Annotated in this window: 19 protein-coding genes and 1 riboswitch; of the genes, 6 read left to right on the forward strand and 13 right to left on the reverse strand. The window is 71.9% G+C overall.

The features are described 5' to 3' along the window. Positions 1–158: 158 nt before the first annotated feature. From H305_RS0105440 to H305_RS0105465, 5 genes are all read right to left on the reverse strand, one after another. Entirely contained in the window at positions 159–2,426 is a 2,268-nt protein-coding gene (locus H305_RS0105440) for a serine/threonine-protein kinase (protein WP_028799525.1), read from the reverse strand. Positions 2,427–2,451: 25 nt separating this feature from the next. Then, positions 2,452–3,288 (reverse strand): oxygenase MpaB family protein, encoded by an 837-nt coding sequence (locus H305_RS0105445; protein WP_078628900.1) that lies wholly within the window; start codon positions 3,286–3,288, stop codon positions 2,452–2,454. A 69-nt stretch (positions 3,289–3,357) separates the two neighbouring features. Beyond that, positions 3,358–4,539, reverse strand: coding sequence for an acyl-CoA dehydrogenase family protein (locus tag H305_RS0105450; protein WP_028799527.1), 1,182 nt, complete (start codon positions 4,537–4,539; stop codon positions 3,358–3,360). Between the two features lie 777 nt (positions 4,540–5,316). Further along, positions 5,317–6,087 (reverse strand): CbtA family protein, encoded by a 771-nt coding sequence (locus H305_RS0105460; protein WP_037762507.1) that lies wholly within the window; start codon positions 6,085–6,087, stop codon positions 5,317–5,319. 22 nt (positions 6,088–6,109) lie between these two features. After that, positions 6,110–6,331, reverse strand: coding sequence for a CbtB domain-containing protein (locus tag H305_RS0105465; RefSeq protein WP_028799529.1), 222 nt, complete (start codon positions 6,329–6,331; stop codon positions 6,110–6,112). A gap of 62 nt (positions 6,332–6,393) precedes the next feature. After that, a riboswitch (cobalamin riboswitch) is annotated at positions 6,394–6,485 on the reverse strand. Between the two features lie 169 nt (positions 6,486–6,654). Between H305_RS0105465 and H305_RS0105470 the strand changes: the two genes are divergently transcribed. After that, positions 6,655–7,230 (forward strand): histidine phosphatase family protein, encoded by a 576-nt coding sequence (locus H305_RS0105470; RefSeq protein ID WP_028799530.1) that lies wholly within the window; start codon positions 6,655–6,657, stop codon positions 7,228–7,230. Between the two features lie 215 nt (positions 7,231–7,445). Here the strand turns inward: H305_RS0105470 and H305_RS0105475 are convergent, their stop codons facing one another. The 3 genes from H305_RS0105475 to H305_RS0105485 form a co-directional block, all read right to left on the reverse strand. Further along, a complete protein-coding gene (locus H305_RS0105475) occupies positions 7,446–7,820 on the reverse strand; it encodes a ferredoxin (protein WP_028799531.1) in 375 nt (124 codons plus the stop codon). Between the two features lie 102 nt (positions 7,821–7,922). Further along, positions 7,923–8,315: a nuclear transport factor 2 family protein gene (locus H305_RS0105480; RefSeq protein WP_028799532.1), complete on the reverse strand. Its 393-nt coding sequence runs from the start codon at positions 8,313–8,315 to the stop codon at positions 7,923–7,925. A 462-nt stretch (positions 8,316–8,777) separates the two neighbouring features. After that, positions 8,778–9,782: a LacI family DNA-binding transcriptional regulator gene (locus H305_RS0105485; protein WP_028799533.1), complete on the reverse strand. Its 1,005-nt coding sequence runs from the start codon at positions 9,780–9,782 to the stop codon at positions 8,778–8,780. Between the two features lie 122 nt (positions 9,783–9,904). Between H305_RS0105485 and H305_RS0105490 the strand changes: the two genes are divergently transcribed. Both H305_RS0105490 and H305_RS0105495 read left to right on the forward strand, forming a co-directional pair. After that, on the forward strand, positions 9,905–11,059 hold the full coding sequence (locus tag H305_RS0105490; protein ID WP_028799534.1) for a Gfo/Idh/MocA family protein: 1,155 nt from the start codon (positions 9,905–9,907) through the stop codon (positions 11,057–11,059). Positions 11,060–11,236: 177 nt separating this feature from the next. Then, the gene (locus tag H305_RS0105495) at positions 11,237–11,596 is read left to right on the forward strand and encodes a DUF6204 family protein (protein ID WP_028799535.1); all 360 of its coding nucleotides are present in this window, start codon (positions 11,237–11,239) and stop codon (positions 11,594–11,596) included. A 152-nt stretch (positions 11,597–11,748) separates the two neighbouring features. Here the strand turns inward: H305_RS0105495 and H305_RS44540 are convergent, their stop codons facing one another. The 5 genes from H305_RS44540 to iolC all read right to left on the reverse strand — a co-directional run bounded on the left by H305_RS44540 (position 11,749) and on the right by iolC (position 17,557). Next, complete coding sequence (locus tag H305_RS44540) at positions 11,749–12,549, reverse strand: GntR family transcriptional regulator (protein WP_051370378.1); 801 nt, start codon at positions 12,547–12,549, stop codon at positions 11,749–11,751. A gap of 59 nt (positions 12,550–12,608) precedes the next feature. Beyond that, a complete protein-coding gene (gene iolD / locus H305_RS0105505; RefSeq protein WP_028799536.1) occupies positions 12,609–14,483 on the reverse strand; it encodes a 3D-(3,5/4)-trihydroxycyclohexane-1,2-dione acylhydrolase (decyclizing) in 1,875 nt (624 codons plus the stop codon). Continuing rightward, positions 14,480–15,391: a 5-deoxy-glucuronate isomerase gene (iolB, locus tag H305_RS0105510; protein WP_028799537.1), complete on the reverse strand. Its 912-nt coding sequence runs from the start codon at positions 15,389–15,391 to the stop codon at positions 14,480–14,482. The genes iolD and iolB overlap by 4 nt, the downstream gene beginning before the upstream one ends. 302 nt (positions 15,392–15,693) lie before the next feature. Continuing rightward, positions 15,694–16,572: a Cgl0159 family (beta/alpha)8-fold protein gene (locus H305_RS0105515; RefSeq protein ID WP_028799538.1), complete on the reverse strand. Its 879-nt coding sequence runs from the start codon at positions 16,570–16,572 to the stop codon at positions 15,694–15,696. A gap of 28 nt (positions 16,573–16,600) precedes the next feature. Next, on the reverse strand, positions 16,601–17,557 hold the full coding sequence (iolC, locus tag H305_RS0105520; RefSeq protein WP_028799539.1) for a 5-dehydro-2-deoxygluconokinase: 957 nt from the start codon (positions 17,555–17,557) through the stop codon (positions 16,601–16,603). Positions 17,558–17,850: 293 nt separating this feature from the next. Here iolC and H305_RS0105525 point away from each other — a divergent pair, with 293 nt between their 5' ends. From H305_RS0105525 to H305_RS0105535, 3 genes are read left to right on the forward strand one after another with little or no spacing between them, the layout of a single operon-like run. Next, positions 17,851–18,870, forward strand: coding sequence for a sugar ABC transporter substrate-binding protein (locus H305_RS0105525; RefSeq protein WP_028799540.1), 1,020 nt, complete (start codon positions 17,851–17,853; stop codon positions 18,868–18,870). Then, positions 18,870–19,946, forward strand: coding sequence for an ABC transporter permease (locus tag H305_RS0105530; protein WP_028799541.1), 1,077 nt, complete (start codon positions 18,870–18,872; stop codon positions 19,944–19,946). The genes H305_RS0105525 and H305_RS0105530 overlap by 1 nt, the downstream gene beginning before the upstream one ends. 8 nt (positions 19,947–19,954) lie before the next feature. Continuing rightward, the gene (locus H305_RS0105535; protein WP_028799542.1) at positions 19,955–20,875 is read left to right on the forward strand and encodes an ATP-binding cassette domain-containing protein; all 921 of its coding nucleotides are present in this window, start codon (positions 19,955–19,957) and stop codon (positions 20,873–20,875) included.

Consider the following 20,875-nt stretch of genomic DNA (forward strand, 5'->3'; position numbering starts at 1 on the left):
ACCGGCGCTCCCGACACGCCGTCCGGCGCCACCGGAGCACGGGGCCGGACGCCCCCGACACGCCGCCCGGCCGCCACCGGGGCACGGTGACCGGCGCTCCCGACACGCTGCCCCGTCACCACGGGGGTGCGGTGACCGGTGAGGCCGCGACTCCCCGGTCAGTGGCCGCCGGACGCCCGCTGCTGGCGTAACGCCGCCACCCTGCGGTACAGCTCGACGGCCTCCTGGCCGCGTCCCAGCTGCTCCAGGCAGTGTGCCTCGTCGTTGCGGCTGCCGAGGGTGTCGGGGTGGTCGGGGCCGAGGACACGTTCGCGGGCGGCGGCGACGGCGCGGTACTCGGTGAGGGCGTCGGCCCAGCGGCCGAGCCAGCCCAGGCCGACGGCGACCTCCCTGCGGCTGACGAGGGTGTCCGGGTGGTCGGGGCCGAGGACGCGTTCGCGGATCGCGCACACGTCACGGGACTCCGCGAGCGCCTCCTCCCAGCGGCCCAAGCGGCCCAGGTTCACCCCCAGGCCGTGCCGGGCGCGCAGGGTCTCGGGGTGGGTCGGGCCCTGCACGCGGACGCGGTCGTCGATCAGGTCGCGGTAGAGCGTCAGGGCCTGTGCGCTGCGCCCGAGCCTGCCGAGGCTGATGCCCACCTCGTAGCGGGCGGCGAGGGTGTCGGGGTGGTCGGGCCCCAGCGCCTGGGCGCGCGCGTCGGCCACTTCCTCGTAGGCGTGGAGCGCTTCGGGCCAGTGGCCCAGCTGCCCGAGGGCGTAGGCGACCTCGTACCGGGTGACGAGGGTGTCGGGGTGGGTGGGGCCGAGGACGCGGGCCCGGGCGGCGGCGACCTCGTTCGCCATGCGGTACGAGTCCTCCAGCCGTCCGAGCCTGCTCAGGTTGAAGGCGAGGTTGTGGCGGCAGCGCAGCGTGTCGGGGTGGTCTGCGCCCATGGCCCGCTCACGGGCGGCGAGCACCGACGTATAGGTCTGGTGTGCCTCGAAGTGGCGGCCCAACTGGCCGAGCACGTAGGCCATTTCCTGACGCGCGGCGAGGGTGTCGGGGTGGTCGGCACCGAGCACGCGCTCTCTGGCCTCCGCGACGTGCGCGTACTCGCTCAGCGCGTCGGCGGGGCGCCCGGTGCGGCTGAGCGTGAAGCCGACCTCGTAGCGGCTGGCGAGCGTGTCGGGGTGGTCGGGGCCGAGGGCGTGCTCGCGTTCGGCGGCGACGGCGCGGTGCACTTCGCCCGCCTCGGTCCACCGGCCGAGCCGCCCGAGGCTCAGCCCGGCGTTGTGCCGCCCCGCCAGTGTGGTGATCAACTCCGGTGACGGGGCGGGGCGTTCGCGGGCCGCGGGCCGTGTCGTCACGGCCGTCGAGGGCCGGGCGATCCAGTCTCCGGTGAGGCCCGCCGACGCGTCCGGCGGGGTGCTGCGCAGTCCGGCTCCGGCGGCCTTGTGGCCGGTGGTCATGCCACGGGTCCAGGACGGGAGCCGGGGTTCGCGGGACGGCGGCTGCTCGGGGCGCGTCTGTGTCGAGGGCGCCACGGCACGGCGGCCTGTGACCGCCGGGCTGACCACCGTCGGCACGTACATCGGGGTGGCGCGGCCCGCGCCGATGCGGCGGGCCAGCTCGCGGGCGTCCTGGGGGCGCTCCTCGGGCTGCTTGGCGAGCAGGTCCAGGATGATCCGCTCGACGTACTCGGGCAGTTCGGCGCGGTGGCTGCGCGGCGCCTCGGGGGGTGTGTCGCGGTGGCCGACGAGGACCGCCCACGCGTCGTCGAGGTCGAACGGCGGTGCCCCGGTGGCGATCTCGTAGAGCACGCACCCGAACGAGTACAGGTCGCTGCGCTGGTCGACATGGGAGCCGCTGATCTGCTCCGGCGACATGTAGTGCGGCGTGCCCATCGCGATGCCGGTGCCGGTCAGCCGGGAGGTGAAGCCGATGTCGTGGCCGAGGCGGGCTATGCCGAAGTCGCAGATCTTCACGGTACCGTCGGCCAGCCGCATGATGTTCGCGGGCTTCAGGTCGCGGTGCACGATGCCCTGCTGGTGGGTGTAGGCCAGCGCCGCGGCCACCTGGTCGGCGACGTCCACCACGTCGGCGACCGGCAGTGGATGGTGTTTGTTGTCATCCAGGAGCTGGCTGAGGTTGCGCCCGTCCAGCAGCTCCATCACCAGGTACAGCACTCCGTCGGACTCGCCGAAGTCGTGGACCACGGTCACACCACGGTGCTGGAGGGCGGCGGCGACGCGGGCCTCGCGGCGGAACCTCTCGCGCAGGACACGCGTGAAGGAAGGGTCGTGGTGCGGTCCCAGCGGCTTGAGGCACTTGACGGCGACCTGCCGGCCCAGTGACTCGTCGCGCGCACGCCACACCTCGCCCATGCCGCCGCGCCCGATCAGATCGAGCAGCCGGTACCGGCCCTGGATCAGCCTGGAGTCCGCCATCTCGTGTGATCGCCCCCGTCACTGCTCAGCCCGCGCCCTCCCCCGGCCCGTCCAGTATGGCGAGCCGTCTGCCGACTTTGTATGGTGCGGGGCGCGAGCCGGGGCCGAGCCGTGACATGGCGCGCAGAATGTGTTTGGGCGGGAGTTGCCAGCGCAGACGTGCGGGAACGCAGCGCAGGGCGGTGCCCGTGACGCGCAGGTGCCGGGTCACCGAGGCGGGCGGCGGTGCGGGCCTGCCGTACAACTCGTGGGCGTACGGCGGCAGAGAGGCGTACGCCAGCTGTGCCACGCGCCGCCAGAGCACGGCGCGCGCCGGGAGCAGCAGCGGGTGGACGGGCGGACGCCGCAGGAAGGCGTCCACCTCCCGGGCCTCGGGACCCGCCGCGAGCTCCGGAAGCATCGTGTCGAAGTAGGCGGCCAGCTCGACCCGGCTCGCGGGTACGTCCGCGGGGTCGAGCCCGACCAGTCGCGCGCTTACCAGGTGTTCGGCGACGTACCGGTCGGCCTGCTCGTCCGTCAGCCGGAAGCCGGAGCGTCGCAGCACGTGGAGGTAGGAGTCGATCTCGGCGCAGTGCACCCACAGCAGCAGCCCGGGGTCGTCGACCGGGTGGCGCGCCCCCGTGTCGGGATCGGTGGTCGTGAGCATGCTGTGAATCTTTCGTACCCTCGCCCCTGCCTTCTCGGCAGCCTCACCGGTGCCGTACGTCGTCGTGCCGACGAAGCTCGCGGTGCGCATCAGCCGGCCCCAGGCGTCGCGCCGGAAGTCGGAGTTCTGCGTCACCCCGCGCACGACGCGCGGGTGCAGGGCCTGGAGGTACAGCGCGCGGATGCCGGCGACCCACATCATCGGGTCGCCGTGCATCTGCCAGGTCACGGAGCGGGGACCGAAGAGTCCCGGGTCGCCCGGGAACGTGCTCTCCACCGTGTCAGGCTAACGCCGGACCCGGGGCATCCCCAGTCCGATCCACGAGATGATCTCGCGCTGGATCTCGTTGTTGCCGCCACCGAAGGTGAAGATCACCGCGGAGCGGTAGCCACGTTCGAGCTCGCCGTGCAGGACGGCTCCCGCGGAACCCTCCTTGAGCACCCCGGGCGCGGCGACGATCTCCATCAGCCAGGCGTACGCGTCGCGGCGCGACTCGGAGCCGTACACCTTGACCGCGGAGGCGTCCTGCGGGGTGAGGGTGCCCTCCTGGACGGCGTTCACCATCCTCCAGTTGAGCAGTTTCATGGCGTCGAGCCGGGTGTGGGTCTGCGCGAGCCGACGGCGCACCCACGGGAGGTCGGCCACGCGGCGGCCGTCGGTGAGCTTGGTCTCCATCGCCCAGCGCTGCACGTCGTGCAGGGCCCGGATCGCCATGGTGCCGTGCGCGGCGAGCGTCACGCGTTCGTGGTTGAGCTGGTTGGTGATCAGCCGCCAACCCTTGTTCTCCTCGCCGACCCGGCGGGTGACGGGGACCCGGATGTTCTCGTAGTAGCTGGCGGTGGTGTCGTGCGAGGCGAGTGTGTTGATCAGCGTGCACGAGTAGCCGGGGTCGGAGGTCGGCACCAGGAGCATGGTGATGCCCTTGTGGGGCGGGGCGTCGGGATCGGTGCGGACGGCGAGCCAGACCCAGTCGGCGGTGTCGCCGTTCGTCGTCCAGATCTTCTGCCCGTTCACGACGTAGTCGCCGTCGCCGTCGCGGACCGCCTTGGTCTTCAGCGCGGCGAGGTCGGTGCCGGCGTCGGGCTCGCTGTAGCCGATCGCGAAGTCGATCTCGCCGGAGAGGATCCTGGGCAGGAAGTGGGACTTCTGCTCCTCCGTCCCGAACTGCATGATCGTCGGGCCGACGGTGTTGAGGGCCATCAGGGGCAGGGGCACGCCCGCCTGGGCCGCCTCGTCGAAGAAGATGAACTGTTCCATGGGGGTCAGCCCGCGCCCGCCGTACTCCTTCGGCCATCCGACGCCGAGCCAGCCGTCCGCGCCCAGACGTCGGACGGTCTCGCGGTAGAAGCGCTTCTGCGAGGCGGGGTCGGCGTACCGGGCGTAGGCGTTGTCGGGCACCAACTGGACGAAGTAGTCGCGCAGTTCGGTGCGCAGACGCTGCTGCTCCAGCGTGTATTCGAGATGCACGGCGCCTCCTGTTGCCCGGTGCCCGAGCTGGTTCTCCCGGCTGGTCGGCGCACAGAGTAGAACGTGTTGCAGAACTTGGGAATGCTGATGACGCGTCAGGGGGATTTCCCGGGGCCCCCTTCGGCGACCACGGCCACTCCTCCCCCCGCCCCAGTCACCGGCGTCAGGTCCGCGGGAGCCGGCTCGTCGCGCAGTCGCGCGGCCAGGGCATCGAAGAAGCTCTCGGCGGGGGTGCGGCCCGATGGTGTCGGTGAGGCGCAGCACCACACCGTCGAGTTCACCGGCGCGCGCGGCGTCGAGCACCAACCGGCCGCCACCGACTTGGACCGGGGACGGGGCTGTCGCGGATCGGCCGGACCGCTCGTCGATGAAGGTGCCCCGGGGGGACGGGCCCGTCCCCGTGGATGGTGCCGAGCTGGACCAGGCGCGGTGGCTCGAGCGTCTTGTTCTGCCCGTCCACCAGCCGCTCCACCGGCCGGACATTGACGGCGTGCAGTTCCTCGCCCCGGCCGAGCGTCGCGTTCACCATCGGGCATGCGCTGAGCCCGGCGGTGGTGCGGCCGGGCTCGCAGAGCCGCAGCCGCGGACCGGCGCCCGAATCGCCCGATCACAACATGCCGGCCCGCGCCGCCGACGACACGGAGATCGACGAGCACTTCGACGTCGGCCTCACGGCGCTGCCGGACGGCTTCGAGTCGCTGATCCGGCCGGCCTGACGTCCGGTGCACGAAGGAGGGCGACCCCCGTCGAGGACCGGGACCGCCCTTCCGTCACCGCTCAGTGGGCCACGGGAGTCGCCCCCGCGGTGACCTCCTGACTGCCTGCGGCGGCCGGCTTCGGCGCCAGCACCCGTTCCGCCAGGAACCCGAAGACGAGCCCGAAGGCGGTCCACAGGGTCAGCTGGATGGCGAGGGCCGCGAGCCTGAACTGCCAGAGCAGGGTGCCCGAGAAGTCCTTCGGAACCTCGTTCACGGCCGGCAGGAACGCGAAGGCGAGACCGATCGTGAGGACGAAGAACGCGCCCGCCGCGATCGTCGCGTTCCAGTTGCCCAGGCGCGGCGCGAGGCGCTTGCCCAGGATCACGGTCGCGACCGCCAGCAGCACGCTGAGCAGCATCATCAGGAAGTACAGGGTCGTGCGCTTCCCGATGGTGTCGGGATCGCCGACCGACGGCGGGTTGGCCGGGTACTTCAGAAACGGCACGACGTAGACCGCGAGCAGGCCCGCCACCGACAGCAGCAGCGCGCTCGCCCGTGGCCCGAAGCGGCCGATCCTGCCGAGCGCGAAGCAGTACGCGAGAGCGGCGATACCGCCGAACGCGACCCCGTAGACGAGGACGCCGGTGGCCAGGCCGCCGGTGGACTGCATCGTGCGGGACACCGCTTCCACGCCGTGCTCGTGCGCGTGGGAGTGCGCCTCTTCGTAGCCGATCGCCGAGTCGACGCGCGGCTCGCCCAGGAAGTAGGCGACGACCAGGGCGAGCAGGCCCGCGGCGAGTCCCGCGAGCATGCCACGCACCAACAGGTTTCTCACGATTGCGGAATTCATCGGCTCGTACGTCCCGTGGCCGTCAGTGGCACGGGAAGCCGAGCAGGTGGCGGGCGTCGTGGACCCACTCGTGGACGTTCTCGCCGGACACGACTGCGGTGGCGCCCTGTTCGGCGCCGACGAAGTAGAGCAGGACCAGCATCAGGATGCCGAAGAAGACCGCCCAGGGGGCGATCGCACCGATCGGCAGCTTGGCGGGTACCGCGGTGGGTGTGGCGGTCGGCTGAGCGACGGACTGCGCCATGGGGCAGAACCTCCTGGGGAACTCGCGTCCCATTCCGGTGGTGCACTGGACGACAGCCGCGGGTCTGACTTGCCCTGCCCTCACCGCCCCTGGCGAGGGGGGTTCGTGCTGGGCTTACAGTGGCGCGACCGTGCCGGATTTCCACCGGGCTTCCGCCGAGCCGTCGTCGATTTCGACGCGACGGTACCGCGTCGGCGGGCTCCGGCCAAGGGCGCACAGGGGAGCGTGGGGCGCGCCCCACGGACCGGGTGTGCGGCGGATTCCCTTGCCCCACAAGGCTTTTCGGGCCCGTGGCCACCACGAGAATCCATGAGAGTGAGGACATGACAAGCCGAGTGATCTTGATCTCAGCCGCGCTCGGCGCCGCGCTGCGCGAGGCCCGCTTCGACGACGGACGTCCGCTCGACGCGTCGGGACTGCGACACGCGCGGGCGGCGGGACAGCTGCCGGCCGCGGAGCGGCTGTGGGTCTCCCCCGCCGTGCGCTGTCGCCAGACCGCCGACGCGCTCGGCCTCGAAGGCGCCCCGGACGCACCGGAGTTGGCCGGCCTCGACGTGGGCCGCTGGCGCGGTGCCACGCTGGCAGAGGTGAGCGCGGAGGAGCCCGAGGCGGTGGCGGGGTGGCTGGCGGACCCCGGGGCCGCGCCGCACGGCGGCGAGTCGGTACGGGCGTTCTGCGACCGGGTGGCCGGCTGGCTGGACGGCACCGCGCAGGCGTCGGGCCGGACGGTGGCCGTGGTGGAACCGGAGGTCGTACGGGCCGCGCTGGTGCGGGTTCTGGGGGCGCCGGACGCGGCCTTCTGGCGCGTCGACGTACCGCCCCTGACCGCCACGGAGTTCAGCGGGCGATCGGGGCGCTGGAACGTCCGCGCGGGGCGGCCACTGGTGGAGCCGGGCTGATCTGCGAACCGGGGCGCCGGTCGTCGGCCAGGGTTCCGTCGTCGTCCGGAGTGCCGTTCCGGCCCGAGAGTTCCGGTCCCGTCCCGCCGTGCCGCTCCACGGGCGCCCGAGCGGGCAGGCGGGCGGCTTCGGGGGGCTCGGCCCGGACCGGCCGGGACGGCGCTCGGCCCGGACCGGCCCGCACAGCACTCGGCGCAGGACGGCCCGGGCCCCGCTCAGCCCAGGACTGCCAAGAAGTCCGCGCACGCCTGCGCGCACGCACGGCACTCCTTCGCCGCGTCCTGCGCACCGTCGTACTCGTCGAAGACCCGGGCGCCCTCCAGACAGACGTCACGGCACCATTCCACCTGGGAGCGGACGACGGCCTCGTCCCGGTGCATCCCCTCGGACAGCACCAGACAGGTCGCGTCGCACACTTCCGTGCACCGGATGCCCTTGCGGCGTACGAGATCCTGTTCCTTGGGCCCGTCCGGATCCATGAGGCTCGCGCGCAGCGCGCAGACCCTGGCGCACTCGGTGCACGCCTGGGCGCAGGCGAAGCGGTCCTCCAGGAACCGGATGAGCTCCTGCCGGGAAGTCGTCGATGTCACAACGCGCGGGTAGCCGCGCGCCTTCGCGTCAAACCCGTCCGCCGACACCGGAACGCGGCCCGCGTGCGCACGGGGCGGGCCGGGGGCCGGGGCCGCCCGACGTCACGCGCCGGCCGCCTCCCGGGCGATCCGGTCGAACTGGGCTCCCATCGCCTCGGAGAGCGCCTGGGCGGCGGACAGCGGGCGGACCATGACCATGAAGTCGTCGATCTTCCCGTCCTCGTCGAAGTGGAGGAAGTCACAGCCGGTGATCTTCTTGTCGCCGACCTTCGCCTCGAAGACGAGCGCGTGGTCGCGGCCGTCCGCGCCGCCGATCTCGCGGACGTAGCGAAAGTCGGTGAAGACGCGCGTGACGCCGCGGAGGATGGCCGCGGTGATCGCCTTCCCGGGGTAGGGCTTGAAGGCGACGGGGCTGTGGAAGACGACGTCGTCGGCCAGCATGTCCTCGACCGCGGCGAGGTCACCGGCCTCCACGGCCTTGCGGAAGGAATCCATCACGCCCACCTCATCCTCATACGCATACTCAACAAATTGACTATTCGCTGATCACACTAGCCATGCGACGGGGCGCCGTCCAGCCTCGGCGGCGGTCCAGCCACCCGCCGGAGCGACCGCGGTGCCGCGCACCACCAGGTACGGGGCGATGACGGTCTCCTCCCCCGGGCCGCCCCCTCCGACGGCCCGCCGCCGGAGGGGGTCCCTGCCGCCTTCCAGACGCCCGCGGGCCCAGATCGCCGAATCGTCGAATCGCTGAATCGCCGTTTTGCTGTATCGCTGTATCGCCGAGTGATGTTCGGAGACGCCGCACGACCACGCAACAGCCCCTCGCCGTCGGCCTCGTCAACGCCGGTCGCACGGACGCGTTCCACGCGGAGACCCTCGCCCACCGGCGGCCCGGAGTCCGCCTCAACCCGGACGCGTCCGGCTCGACGAGCTCAAGCGTCCGGCTCGACGAGCTCAAGAGCGACTGACCCGCGCGGTCGTGCCCCGGACTTCGAGAACGGGGTCGGCGAGGACGAGCGACGCGGGGCGGGCGGGCTCGGCGATCCGGTCGAGCAGACGCTGCGCGGCGCGGCGGCCGACGTCGTGGCCCGCGCTGTCCACGGTGGTGAGCCACAGGTGGCGCAGGCGCGCGAGGTAGGTGTTGTCGTAGCCGACGAGGGAGAGGTCGCGGGGCACCTGGAGGCCCAGCTCCTCGGCGGCCGAGAGTGCGCCGACGCAGGCCATGTCGTTGAACGCGAAGACGGCGGTGGGCCGTTCGCGGGCCGCGAGCAGCCGGACCATGGCCCGGTACCCGCCCTCCTCCGTCAGGTCGCCCCGCTCCACGACCGCCTCCCGGTCGAGCCCGTGCTCGCGCATGACCGTCTCGAAGCTGCGGCGGCGCAGTTCACCGACCGTCCCCTCCCCCGCGATGTGGGCGACGCGGCGGTGTCCGAGGCCGAGGAGGTGCTCGGTGGCGAGCCGGGCGCCGCGCTCGTCGTCGTTGGCGACGATGTCCACGCCGGGCAGTTCGGGTTCCCGTGCACCGGCCACCACCGTGGGGACCCGTGCCGCCGCGGCCCGCAGCGCCTCGGAGGGCGGGAGGGTGCCGACGGCGATCAGACCGTCGACGCGCAGGTCCATGAACGTGCGGGTGAGGTCCTCGCCGAGGCGCCGGCCGAGATGGCCGTCGGCGAGCAGCGTGTGCAGACCGGAGTCGTGCAGCCGGGAGTTCAGGCCGTCGAGCAGTTCGACGAACCAGGGGTTGCGCATGTCGTTGAGCAGCACGCCGACAGTGCGGGTGCGGCGCTCGCTGAGGCTGCGGGCCGCGGCGTTGGTGCGGTAGCCGAGTTCCTCGACGGCGGCCAGCACGGCCTGCCGCTTCTCCTCGCGGACCTGGTCGGAGCCGCGCAGCACGAGGGAGACCAGCGACTTCGACACCCCGGCCCGCTCGGCGACGTCACGGATCGTCGGCGCTCTCATGGTCTGGACCGTTCCACAACGGTGGCAGGCTTGTCAAAGGGTGATTGGAGGGTTGACACGTGCGCTGATGGAGCCCAGTGTGGGCCCAAAAGTGTTTTGGACCGGTCCAAAGAGGGGCAGTCATGATGCGTACGCTCGGCGTTGCGGTCGTGGGGTTCGGCTGGATGGGACGGGTGCACACCCAGGCCTACGCACGCGTGCCGCACCATTTCCCCGGGCTCACGCTGCGGCCCGAGCTGGTCGCCGTGGCGGACGAGGTGCCGGGCCGCGCCGAGGAGGCGGCCGCACGGTACGGCTTCGCCACGGGCACCCGCGACTGGCGTACCGTCGCCGCCGACCCGCGCGTCGAGGCGGTGAGCATCGCCGCACCGAACTTCCTGCACCGCGAGATCGGCGTGGCCATGGCCGAGGCCGGCAAGCACCTCTGGATCGAGAAGCCGGTGGGGCTCACCGCCGCGGACGCCCGCGCGGTGTCGCAGGCGGCGGCCGAGGCCGGGGTACAGGGCACCGTCGGCTTCAACTACCGCAACGCGCCCGCCGTCGTCGCCGCCCGCGAACTGATCTCCTCCGGCGGGATCGGCACCGTCACCCATGTCCGCATCCGGCTCCTCAGCGACTACGCCGCACACCCTGAGGGGGCACTGACCTGGCGCTACGAGAGGGAGCGCGGCGGCAGCGGCGTCCTGGGCGACCTGGCCTCGCACGGCGTGGACCTGGCCCGGCACCTGCTCGGCGAGATCGAGGCGCTCACCGCGGACACCGCGGTCTTCCTGCCGCGACGGGCACGTCCGGCGGGTGCGACGGCCGGCCACGCACGCGCGGCGGGCGGCGAGCTCGGCGCCGTGGAGAACGAGGACTACGTCAGCTGTCTGCTGCGCTTCGTCTCCGGCGCCCGGGGCGTGCTGGAGGCGTGCCGGGTCTCGGTGGGCGAGCAGAACAACTACGGCTTCGAGGTGCACGGCACCCGGGGCGCGGTGTTCTGGGACTTCCGCCGCATGGGCGAGCTCGCGGTCAGCCGGGGCACGGCCTACCAGGACCAGCCGGTCAGCACGGTGTACGTCGGTCCCGGACACGGCGAGTACGCCGCCTTCCAGCCCGGCGCGGCCAACAGCATGGGCTACGACGACCTCAAGGTCATCGAGGCGCACCACTTCCTGCGGTCCATCGAGGACGGCACTCCGTACGGAGCGACGCTCGACGACGCGGTGCACAGCGCAAGGACGCTCGACGCGATGGCACGCTCCGCCGATCGGGGTGCCTGGGTGAGCCTCGCATGACCGGATCCCCGCGGGGCGCGGGGCGGGGCTTCGCCGGGGGACGGCAGGACTGAGGACGAGTGGGCAGACGGCGCGGGGGTGGCTGTGCCTCCCGAAGAGGGCCCGAAGAGGTGCGGGCACCTCGCGTCCGCGAAAACCCGCTGGAGCCACGACGGCGGCGGTGATTAGGGTCGCGTCATGAGTACGCGCACCTTCCGCATCACCGTTCGCGGTGTCTTCGACGGGCTCGGCACCGACCAGCGGGCCGAACTCCTGGCACGGGCGGCCGAGCACGACGTCCTGCGCGCGGCGTTCACCCCCGAGGGTCACCTCAGCTATGACATCGCCGCACGCCCCGCCTTCACCTTCCGCTTCCTCGACTCGGGGGACGCCGAGGAGGACATCCTGGGGGCGACCGAACGCGCCGAGCAAGCCGCGAGGGCCCGGCTCGGCGAACGCGGGTACGGCTACAAGAACCTGAGGTCGCAGGCCGAGGACCTGTCCCAGGCGCCGCTGGGCAAGCGGCAGCGCCGCGAGGCCGCCCGCGAGGGCGTCTGAGCCCGGGTCCGCGGCCCCCGGGCGTACGGCGTCGCACCGCCCCTCCCGCTCCTCTGGGTCCGGCGCCGGAACGATGGCCGCGCACCGCGCGCTCCGGCCTCCCGGCCGCCCGTCACCCTCTCCGCGTTCCACTGCGGCCCCGCGTTTCGCGCTCAGGGCCGGATGAGCAGCTGGAACTCGAAGGCGTACCCCGAGGCGCGGTAGATGTGGGTGCCGTACTCGACAGCGCGGCCGGTGTCGTCGTACGCGGTGCGCCGCATGGTGAGCAGGGCCGCGCCGGCAGGCTCGTCCAGGCGTTCCGCTTCGCCGGCGCCGGCCGAGCGGGCGCCGACCGACTGGCGGGCGCTGTGCAGGGTGATGCCGGCGGCACGCATCATGCGGTACAGCCCGGTCGACTGCAGTCGGGCGGTGTCGAGGTCCATGAGTCCCTCGGGGATGTGGTTGCACAGGACCGCCACAGGCCGGCCGTGGGTGAGGCGCAGTCGTTCCAGGCGGTGGACTCCGTGCCCCTCCGCGATGCCGAGGGCGGCGGCGACCTCGGCGTCCGCCGGCTCGACCGCGTTGTGCAGGACGAGGGTCGTGGGGCGCTGGCCCGCGCTCTCCAGGTCGTCGTAGAGGCTGGTGAGTTCCAGCGGGCGCTTCACCTGGCTGTGCACGACCTGCGTCCCCACGCCGCGCCGGCGGACCAGAAGCCCCTTGTCGACCAGGGTCTGGATGGCCTGGCGGACGGTGGGGCGGGACAGGCCGAGGCGTCCCGCGAGTTCGACCTCGTTCCCGAGCAGGCTTCCGGCGGCGGGCGTGCCCCGCTGGATCGCTGCCTCCAACTGCCGTGCGAGCTGGTAGTAGAGCGGAACGGGACTGTTCCGGTCGAGCGTGAAGTCGAGGTCCGCGGGCGGGACGGCGGTCGTCGCCCGCGGGGATCCGGCGGCCTGCCGGGCGCGCCCCCTTGGCATCATGTCCTCCTGACGGTCGGTCCACCGGGCCCCCGGTGGGCCCTTGGACGGCGGGGAGTTCAGAGGTGGTGCCGGCGGTCGGCGGCGCGACGGTCGTAGCGTTCACGGGCGCGCACGGCGGGTTCGCGGGAGGCGACCTCCGCGACGGGCACGTCCCACCAGGCTTCGGCCGCCGGGGCGGTGGGCGTCGGGTCGGTCTCGACGAACACGCAGGTCGGCCGCTGCGAGCCGCGCGCTTCGGCGAGGGCGTGGCGGAGTTCGCCCACGGTCTTGGCGCGGAGGACGTCCATGCCGAGGCTGGCGGCGTTGGCGGCGAGGTCCACCGGGAGCGGGTCGCCGGAGAAGGTGCCGTCGGGGGCGCGGTAGCGGTAGGCGGTTCCGAAGCGCTCGCCGCCGGTCTCCTCGGACAGGCCTCCGATGGAGGCGTATCCGTGGTTCTGGATCAGCACCATGTTGACGGGCAGGTGCTCCTGGACGGCGGTGACGATCTCGGTGGGCATCATCAGGTACGTGCCGTCTCCGACCAGTGCCCAGACCGGGGTGTCCGGCGCGGCCTGCTGGACCCCGACGGCGGCCGGGATCTCGTAACCCATGCAGGAGTAGCCGTACTCCAGGTGGTACTGGCGCGGGCCGCGGGCCCGCCACAGTTTGTGGAGGTCGCCGGGCAGTGATCCGGCCGCGTTGACGATCACGTCGTCGTCGCCGACGACGGAGTCCAGGACGCCGAGTACCTGCGTCTGGGTCGGGACCGCGTGCTCGTCCGGCGCGCGGAAGGCGGCCTCGACGATCTCCTCCCAACGGCGTTTGCCTTCGCGGTACTCGGCCTCGTAGGCGGAGTCGACGCGGTGACCGGCGAGGGCCGCGGACAGCGCCTCCAGGCCGGTGCGCGCGTCGGCCACCAGGGGCCGGGCGGCGAGCTTGTGGGCGTCGAGGCCGGTGATGTTGAGGTTGACGAAGCGGACGGCGGGATCCTGGAACAGCGTCCGGGACGCGGTGGTGAAGTCGCTGTAACGAGTGCCGACGCCGATGACCAGGTCCGCGGTGCGCGCGACGGCGTCGCAGACGGCGGTGCCGGTGTGGCCGATCCCGCCGAGGTCGGCGGGATGGTCGTGGCGCAGTGATCCCTTGCCTGCCTGGGTGGAGGCGACCGGGACGCCGGTGGCGTCGGCGAACGCCAGGAGGGCCGCCTCGGCCTCGCTGTGGTGCACTCCCCCGCCCGCGACGAGGAGGGGGCGCCGGGCGGCGCGGATCGCCCGTACGGCCTCGGCGAGTTCGACCGGGTCGGGCGCGGGACGGCGTACCGGCCACACGCGTTCCGCGAAGAACGCCTCGGGCCAGTCGTACGCCTCCGCTTGTACGTCCTGGGGCAGCGCGAGCGTGACGGCGCCGGTCTCGGCCGGGTCGGTCAGGACCCGCATGGCGCTCAGCGCGGACGGGATCAGTGCCTCCGGGCGTGTGATCCGGTCGAAGTAGCGGGAGACGGGGCGCAGTGTGTCGTTGACGGAGACGTCGGCCTCGACGGGGTGCTCCAGTTGCTGGAGCAGTGGATCGGCGGAGCGGGCTGCGAAGTAGTCGCCCGGCAGGAGCAGTACGGGCAGCCGGTTGATCGTCGCGAGGGCCGCGCCGGTGACGAGGTTGGTGGCGCCGGGGCCGATCGAGGTGGTGACGGCCTGCGCGGAGAGGCGGTTGAGCTGGCGGGCGTGGGCGACGGCCGCATGCACCATGGCCTGTTCGTTGCGCCCCTGGTGGAAGGGCATGGCGTCCTCGCCGGCCTCCAGGAGCGCCTGCCCGACGCCGGCCACGTTGCCGTGTCCGAAGATGCCCCAGGTGCCGGCGATCAGCCGGTGGCGTACGCCGTCGCGCTCGCTGTACTGGACGGACAGGAAGCGCACCAGGGCCTGGGCGGTCGTCAGGCGGCGCGTGGTGGGGCTCATCGGGACCTCTCGGGGGCGGTGTAGAGGGGAAGTCGGGGGTCTACGGGCTGCCCGGGCCAGGTGTCGCGGATCCAGGCGTGGTCGGGGTGGTCGCAGATACGCCAGGCGCGCTCGGTGCCGGGTCCCGCCATGACGTTCAGGTAGTACATGTGGTGTCCCGGCACGGCCATGGTCGGTCCGTGCCAGCCGGACGGGACGAGAACGACGTCCCCGTGGCGGACCTCGGCGAGCACGTCCGTGCCGCGTCCGGGTCCCGAGGGCGAGACGCGGTGGTAGCCGAGGCCCGGCGTGCCCTGATGGCCGGCGAACTCGAAGTAGTAGATCTCCTCCAGTTCGGACTCGGTGCCCGGCCGGTGCTCGTCGTGCTTGTGCGGAGGGAAGGAGGACCAGTTGCCGCCGGGGGTGATCACCTCGACGGCGATGAGGCTGTCGCACTCGAACCCGTACTCCGGGCCGGCTCCGGCGGGGGACGCGGCGGCGAAGTTGTTGACCTGCCGGGAGCAGGTTCCGCTGCCGCGCAGTTCGACCGGCACGTTCGAGGCGGGGCCGTAGCGCGCGGACAGCCGACGGGTGCAGCGGGCTCCGGTGAGCGCGAACCGTCCGCCGCCCTCGGAGACGATCGAGACGCCGGCGTCGCGAGGCACGTACGCGAAGTCGCTGACGCCGCTGAAGACATCGGCCCGGCCGGTCAAGGGGAACGTTTCGCCGTCGACGGAGACGGTGCACCCGCCGGACAGCGGAAGCACGATCCACTCGCTGTCGCCGGTGTCGAGGACGTGCGTGCCGCCGGGCGGCAGTTCCAGCACACGCAGACTGGAGTGGCCCCAGCCCGCCGACTCGGGGTTCACGTCCACGGCGTAGGCGCCGGTCACGGCCTTGCCCGCGGGGAGGTGGTGCGCGGTGGTCATCGGGCGGCTCCTGCAGGGGGATCGGGCGGGTGGCTCGGGCAAGGACGTTCGGACGGGTGACTCGTGCGCCGGATCGGGCGGGTGGCTCGTGCTGGCGGATCGGGCGGGTGGCTCGTCCTGGCGGTCGGACGAGTGGCTCCTGCACGGGACCGGGCGGGTGACTCGCCTCCGGGACCGGACGGGTGGCTCGTCCACGGATTCGGACGGACGGCTTGTACGCAGGGCATCAAACGGGTTGCTCCTGCACGGAGTTCAGGCGCGCGGCTGCCGCGCAGGGCCGACGGGGTCTCCCGCAAGGAGGTTCAGAGCAGCCCGACCGCGGTGTCCACCGCGGTCTCCACGCTGCCTTCGGCGGGATACAGCAGGGACCGGCCGACGACCATGCCCTGGACGGTGGGCAGCCGCAGAGCCTTGCGCCATCTCTCGTAGGCGCCCTCCTGGTCCCCGGCCACGTCTCCGCCGAGCAGCACCGCGGGCAGGGTGGACGTCTCCAGCACCTGGGCCATCTCGTCGGGGTCGGCGGTGACGGGGAGTTTCAGCCAGGTGTAGGCGGAGGTGCCGCCGAGCCCCGAGGCGATGGCGATGGAACGGGTGACCGCCTCGGCGCCGAGGTCGTTGCGGACCGTGCCGTCCACCCGGCGCGAGACGAACGGCTCGACGAACAGCGGGAGTCGGCGGACCGCCATGTCGTCCACGGCGCGGGCGGTGCTCTCCAGGGTCTCCAGTGATCCGGGGTCGTCGTGGTCGATGCGCAGCAGGAGCTTGCCGGCGTCGAAGCGCAGCCGTTCGATGTCCTCGGCGCGATGGCCGGTGAAGCGGTCGTCCATCTCGAAGGACGCCCCGGCGAGTCCGCCGCGGTTCATGGAGCCCATCACGACCTTTCCGTCCAGGACGCCCAGGAGCAGCAGGTCCTCGAGGATGTCGGCGGTGCCGAGCACGCCGTCCACGCCGGGCCGTGACAGCGCGACGCAGAGGCGTTCGAGGAGGTCCGCGCGGTTCGCCATGGCGAGCCGGTGTCCGCCGACGCCGAGCGCGCCGCGGGCGGGGTGGTCGGCGGCGACGATCATCAGCCGGCCGCTGTCGCCGATGAGCGGGCGGCGGACGCGGCGGGCGGCCGCCTCGGCGATGGCCTCCGGGTGCCGGGCACGCACCGTGACGAGGTCGGGGATGCTGATACTCAAGTCGGGCTCCGTTCGGGGGTGGCCTCGGTCAGCCGCGCGCGAGAAGGTCCTCGACCTCGGACTCGGTGGGCATGGCGGAGGAGCAGGCGAGCCGGGACGCGACGATCGCGCCGGCCGCGTTGGCGTACCGGATGGTCTTCTCCAACGGCAGGCCGGCCAGCAGGCCGTGGCAGAGCGAGCCGCCGAACGCGTCTCCCGCGCCGAGGCCGTTGACGACCTCGACGGGGACGGGCGGGACCTCGGCGACGGTGCCGTCCCGGTGAACGGCGAGGACTCCGTCCGGGCCCTGTTTGACGACGGCGAGTTCGACGCCCGCGTCGAGCAACGCCTGTGCGCAGGCGCGGGGTTCACGGACGCCGGTGGCGATCTCGCACTCGTCGAGATTGCCGACGGCCACGGTGGCGTGGCGCAGGGCCTCGGCGTAGTACGGGCGCGCGGAGTCGGGATCCTTCCAGAACATGGGGCGCCAGTCGAGGTCGAAGACCGTGGTGCCCGACCTGCCGCGCGCCTTGAGCGCGGCGAGCGTGGCCGAGCGGCTGGGCTCCTCGCTGAGGCCGGTGCCGGTGATCCAGAAGACGCGTGCCGCGCGGATGGCGAAGAAGTCCAGTTCGTCGGTGCGGATCTCCAGGTCCGGCGCCTTGGGCTGCCGGTAGAAGTACAGCGGGAAGTCGTCGGGCGGGAAGAGCTCACAGAACGTGACCGGTGTGGGGTACGCATCCACCGGTGTGACCCAGCGGTCGTCGACGCCGAACTCCTTGAGCGCCTGGTGGAGGTAGCCGCCGAAGGGGTCCCGACCGGTACGGGTGATCACCGCGGTGCTCCGGCCGAGCCGTGCGGCGGCGACCGCGACGTTGGACGCGGAGCCGCCGAGGAACTTTCCGAAGGACTCGACCTGTGCGAGTGGAACACCCGTCTGCAGGGGGTAGAGATCAACGCCTATGCGTCCCATGGTGATGAGGTCGAAGGAATCAGCGGACTCAGGCATGCGTGACGCTCCTGATGCGTGGGATGCGGGCCGATGGGGCGCCCGATGCCTCTTAGGTGTAGGACTCTCCGTTCTCCCCTGTCAAGGGTATGTACGGACATTCGGACCTGCTCCTGAAATGATGTCTTAACAAAGTATTGACAGGCGGGTGCAACAGGGACTTGTATCCCGTCCCAACGAAGCAGCCGCGGCACCACCACACGACCCGGACCTCCCGGTCCGGGCCCCGCTGGGTCTAGCGCCCCGCGCCGTCCCCTTGCCTTTCCCCCGTCGCACAGTGAGGTGCTGGAAAGATGGACCGCACGTTTCACGCCCGTTCACGCAGAATCGCCCCGCTCGTAGCGGTGGCGGCGGCATCCGCCCTCCTGGTCGCCGGCTGCTCCAGCAGCTCGGGCGGCAAGAAGGCGGAGGAGAGCAGCGCCAACGGGTCGGCCGGCAAGGCCGACACGCCCCGGATGACGGTCGCGCTGGTCACGCACCAGGCCCCGGGCGACACGTTCTGGGACATCGTCCGCAAGGGTGCGGAGGCCGCGGCCGCCAAGGACAACATCAAGCTCGTCTACTCCGCGGACCCGAACGCGGGCGCCCAGGCCAACTTCGTCCAGAACGCGATCGACCAGAAGGTCGACGGCATCGCCATCACCCTAGCCAAGCCGGACGCCATGAAGGACGTCGTGGGCAAGGCGAAGTCGGCGGGGATACCCGTGGTCGGGCTCAACTCCGGTGTCAGCGACTGGAAGAAGCTGGGCCTGATGTCGTTCTTCGGCCAGGACGAGACGGTGGCGGGCGAGGCGCTCGGCAACAAGCTGAACGCGGAAGGCGCCAAGCGGGCCGTCTGCGTGATCCAGGAGCAGGGCAACATCGGTCTGACCCAGCGCTGCGACGGCGTGAAGAAGACGTTCAGCGGCACGACGGAGACGCTCTACGTCAACGGCACCGACATGCCGTCCGTGAAGTCGACGATCACCGCGAAGCTCAAGCAGGACAAGGCCATCGACTACGTCGTCGCCCTCGGCGCGCCCTTCGCGCTGACCGCCGTGCAGTCGGTGGGCGACGCCGGCAGCAAGGCGAAGATCGCCACCTTCGACCTCAACAAGGACCTGACCACGGCGATCGGCAAGGGCACCATTCAGTTCGCCGTCGACCAGCAGCCCTACCTCCAGGGCTATCTGGCGGTCGACTCCCTCTGGCTCTACAAGAACAACGGCAACTACAGCGGCGGCGGCGAGCAGCCGACCCTGACCGGCCCGGCCTTCGTCGACAAGAGCAACGTCGACGCCGTCGCCAAGTTCGCCTCGAAGGGCACCCGGTGATGAGCATGGCCCGACAGGCTGAGCCGGCGGTGACCACACCGCCGGCCCCCGGCCCCAGGGAGACCGACGGGCGGACGGCGCAACGCCCCCTGGCGCTCAGACTGCTCGCCCGCCCCGAGGTCGGTGTCTTCCTCGGTGCGGTCGCCGTGTTCGTCTTCTTCCTCGCGGCGGCGCCGTCGGTCCGCTCCGGCAGCTCGATGGCGACCGTGCTCTACCAGTCGTCGACGATCGGCATCATGGCCCTGCCGGTGGCCCTGCTGATGATCGGCGGCGAGTTCGACCTGTCGTCCGGCGTCGCCGTGATCACCTCGGCGCTCACCGCGAGCATGCTCAGCTACCAGCTGACCATGAACGTCTGGGCCGGCGTGATCACCGCCCTCGTGGTGTCACTGGCGGTCGGCGCGTTCAACGGCTGGATGATGGTCCGCACCGGGCTGCCGAGCTTCCTCGTCACCCTCGGCACCTTCCTGATCCTGCAGGGCGTGAACCTCGCGATCACCAAGCTGGTGACCGGCAACGTGGCCACCGACGACATCAGCAACATGGACGGCTTCGGCCAGGCGCGGAAGATCTTCGCCTCGTCCTTCGACGTCGGCGGCGTCCAGGTGAAGATCACCATCGTGTGGTGGCTGGTCTTCGCCGTGCTCGCCACCTGGGTGCTGCTCCGCACCAAGTACGGCAACTGGATCTTCGCGGTCGGCGGCAACCAGGAGAGCGCCCGCGCGGTCGGCGTACCGGTGACCTTCACCAAGATCACGCTGTTCATGACCGTGGGCTTCGGCGCCTGGTTCGTCGGCATGCATCAGCTGTTCTCCTTCAACACCGTGCAGTCGGGCGAGGGCGTCGGCCAGGAGCTGATCTACATCGCCGCCGCGGTGATCGGCGGCTGCCTGCTCACCGGCGGCTACGGCTCCGCGATCGGCCCGGTCTTCGGCGCCTTCATGTTCGGCATGGTGAACCAGGGCATCGTCTACGCCGGTTGGAACCCCGACTGGTTCAAGGCCTTCCTCGGCGTGATGCTGCTCGGCGCCACGCTCATCAATCTGTGGGTCCGCCGCACGGCGACCCGGAGGTGAACCGACTCATGACCACCGAAGGTTCCGGCCCCTCCGGCGCCATACTCCAGGACACCCCGGCCGACGACGGCACCGCCCCGATCGTCGAACTCCGCGCCGCCGGCAAGTCGTACGGCAACATCCGCGCCCTGCACGGTGTCTCCCTCACCGTCCGCCCCGGCCAGGTCACCTGCGTCCTCGGCGACAACGGCGCCGGCAAGTCCACGCTTATCAAGATCATCTCCGGGCTGCACCAGCACACCGAGGGCGAGTTCCTCGTCGACGGGCGGCCGGTCCGCTTCGCCAGCCCGCGCGAGGCCCTCGACGCCGGCATCGCCACCGTCTACCAGGACCTCGCAACCGTCCCGCTCATGCCGGTCTGGAGGAACTTCTTCCTGGGCTCCGAGATGACCCGCGGCCCCTGGCCGGTACGGCGCCTCGACATCGCGCGGATGAAGCGGACCGCCGACCAGGAACTGCGCAACATGGGCATCGTCCTGGACGACCTGGACCAGCCCATCGGCACCCTGTCCGGCGGCCAGCGCCAGTCCGTGGCCATCGCACGCGCCGTCTACTTCGGTGCCCGTGTGCTCATCCTCGACGAGCCGACCGCGGCGCTCGGCGTCAAGCAGTCCGGCGTCGTCCTCAAGTACATCGCCGCCGCCCGCGACCGCGGACTCGGCGTCATCTTCATCACCCACAACCCGCACCACGCCTACATGGTCGGTGACCACTTCAGCGTCCTTCGGCTCGGCACCATGGAGCTCAGCGCGGACCGCGCCGAGGTGGGCCTGGAGGAGCTCACCAACCACATGGCAGGCGGCGCCGAACTCGCCGCGCTCAAGCACGAACTGGCCCAGGTACGGGGCGTAGACGTCGAGGGGCTCCCGGAAGCCGAGGACCTCCAGGCCACCGCCTCCGTACCGGCCACTCCGGAAGGGACCCCCTGA

It is taken from the genome of Streptomyces sp. 142MFCol3.1 (genome assembly GCF_000424945.1).
GTDB classification, from domain to species: domain Bacteria; phylum Actinomycetota; class Actinomycetes; order Streptomycetales; family Streptomycetaceae; genus Streptomyces; species Streptomyces siamensis.

What these genes read in the sequence shown, in the direction of transcription:
- H305_RS0105440 (WP_028799525.1), bottom strand. Translation starts at nt 2,426, where the DNA reads ATGGCGGACTCCAGGCTGATCCAGGGCCGGTACCGGCTGCTCGATCTG.
- H305_RS0105445 (WP_078628900.1), bottom strand. Translation starts at nt 3,288, where the DNA reads ATGCACGGCGACCCGATGATGTGGGTCGCCGGCATCCGCGCGCTGTAC.
- H305_RS0105460 (WP_037762507.1), bottom strand. Translation starts at nt 6,087, where the DNA reads ATGAATTCCGCAATCGTGAGAAACCTGTTGGTGCGTGGCATGCTCGCG.
- H305_RS0105465 (WP_028799529.1), bottom strand. Translation starts at nt 6,331, where the DNA reads ATGGCGCAGTCCGTCGCTCAGCCGACCGCCACACCCACCGCGGTACCC.
- H305_RS0105470 (WP_028799530.1), top strand. Translation starts at nt 6,655, where the DNA reads ATGACAAGCCGAGTGATCTTGATCTCAGCCGCGCTCGGCGCCGCGCTG.
- H305_RS0105480 (WP_028799532.1), bottom strand. Translation starts at nt 8,315, where the DNA reads ATGGATTCCTTCCGCAAGGCCGTGGAGGCCGGTGACCTCGCCGCGGTC.
- H305_RS0105485 (WP_028799533.1), bottom strand. Translation starts at nt 9,782, where the DNA reads ATGAGAGCGCCGACGATCCGTGACGTCGCCGAGCGGGCCGGGGTGTCG.
- H305_RS0105490 (WP_028799534.1), top strand. Translation starts at nt 9,905, where the DNA reads ATGATGCGTACGCTCGGCGTTGCGGTCGTGGGGTTCGGCTGGATGGGA.
- H305_RS0105495 (WP_028799535.1), top strand. Translation starts at nt 11,237, where the DNA reads ATGAGTACGCGCACCTTCCGCATCACCGTTCGCGGTGTCTTCGACGGG.
- H305_RS44540 (WP_051370378.1), bottom strand. Translation starts at nt 12,549, where the DNA reads ATGCCAAGGGGGCGCGCCCGGCAGGCCGCCGGATCCCCGCGGGCGACG.
- iolD (WP_028799536.1), bottom strand. Translation starts at nt 14,483, where the DNA reads ATGAGCCCCACCACGCGCCGCCTGACGACCGCCCAGGCCCTGGTGCGC.
- iolB (WP_028799537.1), bottom strand. Translation starts at nt 15,391, where the DNA reads ATGACCACCGCGCACCACCTCCCCGCGGGCAAGGCCGTGACCGGCGCC.
- iolC (WP_028799539.1), bottom strand. Translation starts at nt 17,557, where the DNA reads ATGCCTGAGTCCGCTGATTCCTTCGACCTCATCACCATGGGACGCATA.
- H305_RS0105525 (WP_028799540.1), top strand. Translation starts at nt 17,851, where the DNA reads ATGGACCGCACGTTTCACGCCCGTTCACGCAGAATCGCCCCGCTCGTA.
- H305_RS0105530 (WP_028799541.1), top strand. Translation starts at nt 18,870, where the DNA reads ATGAGCATGGCCCGACAGGCTGAGCCGGCGGTGACCACACCGCCGGCC.
- H305_RS0105535 (WP_028799542.1), top strand. Translation starts at nt 19,955, where the DNA reads ATGACCACCGAAGGTTCCGGCCCCTCCGGCGCCATACTCCAGGACACC.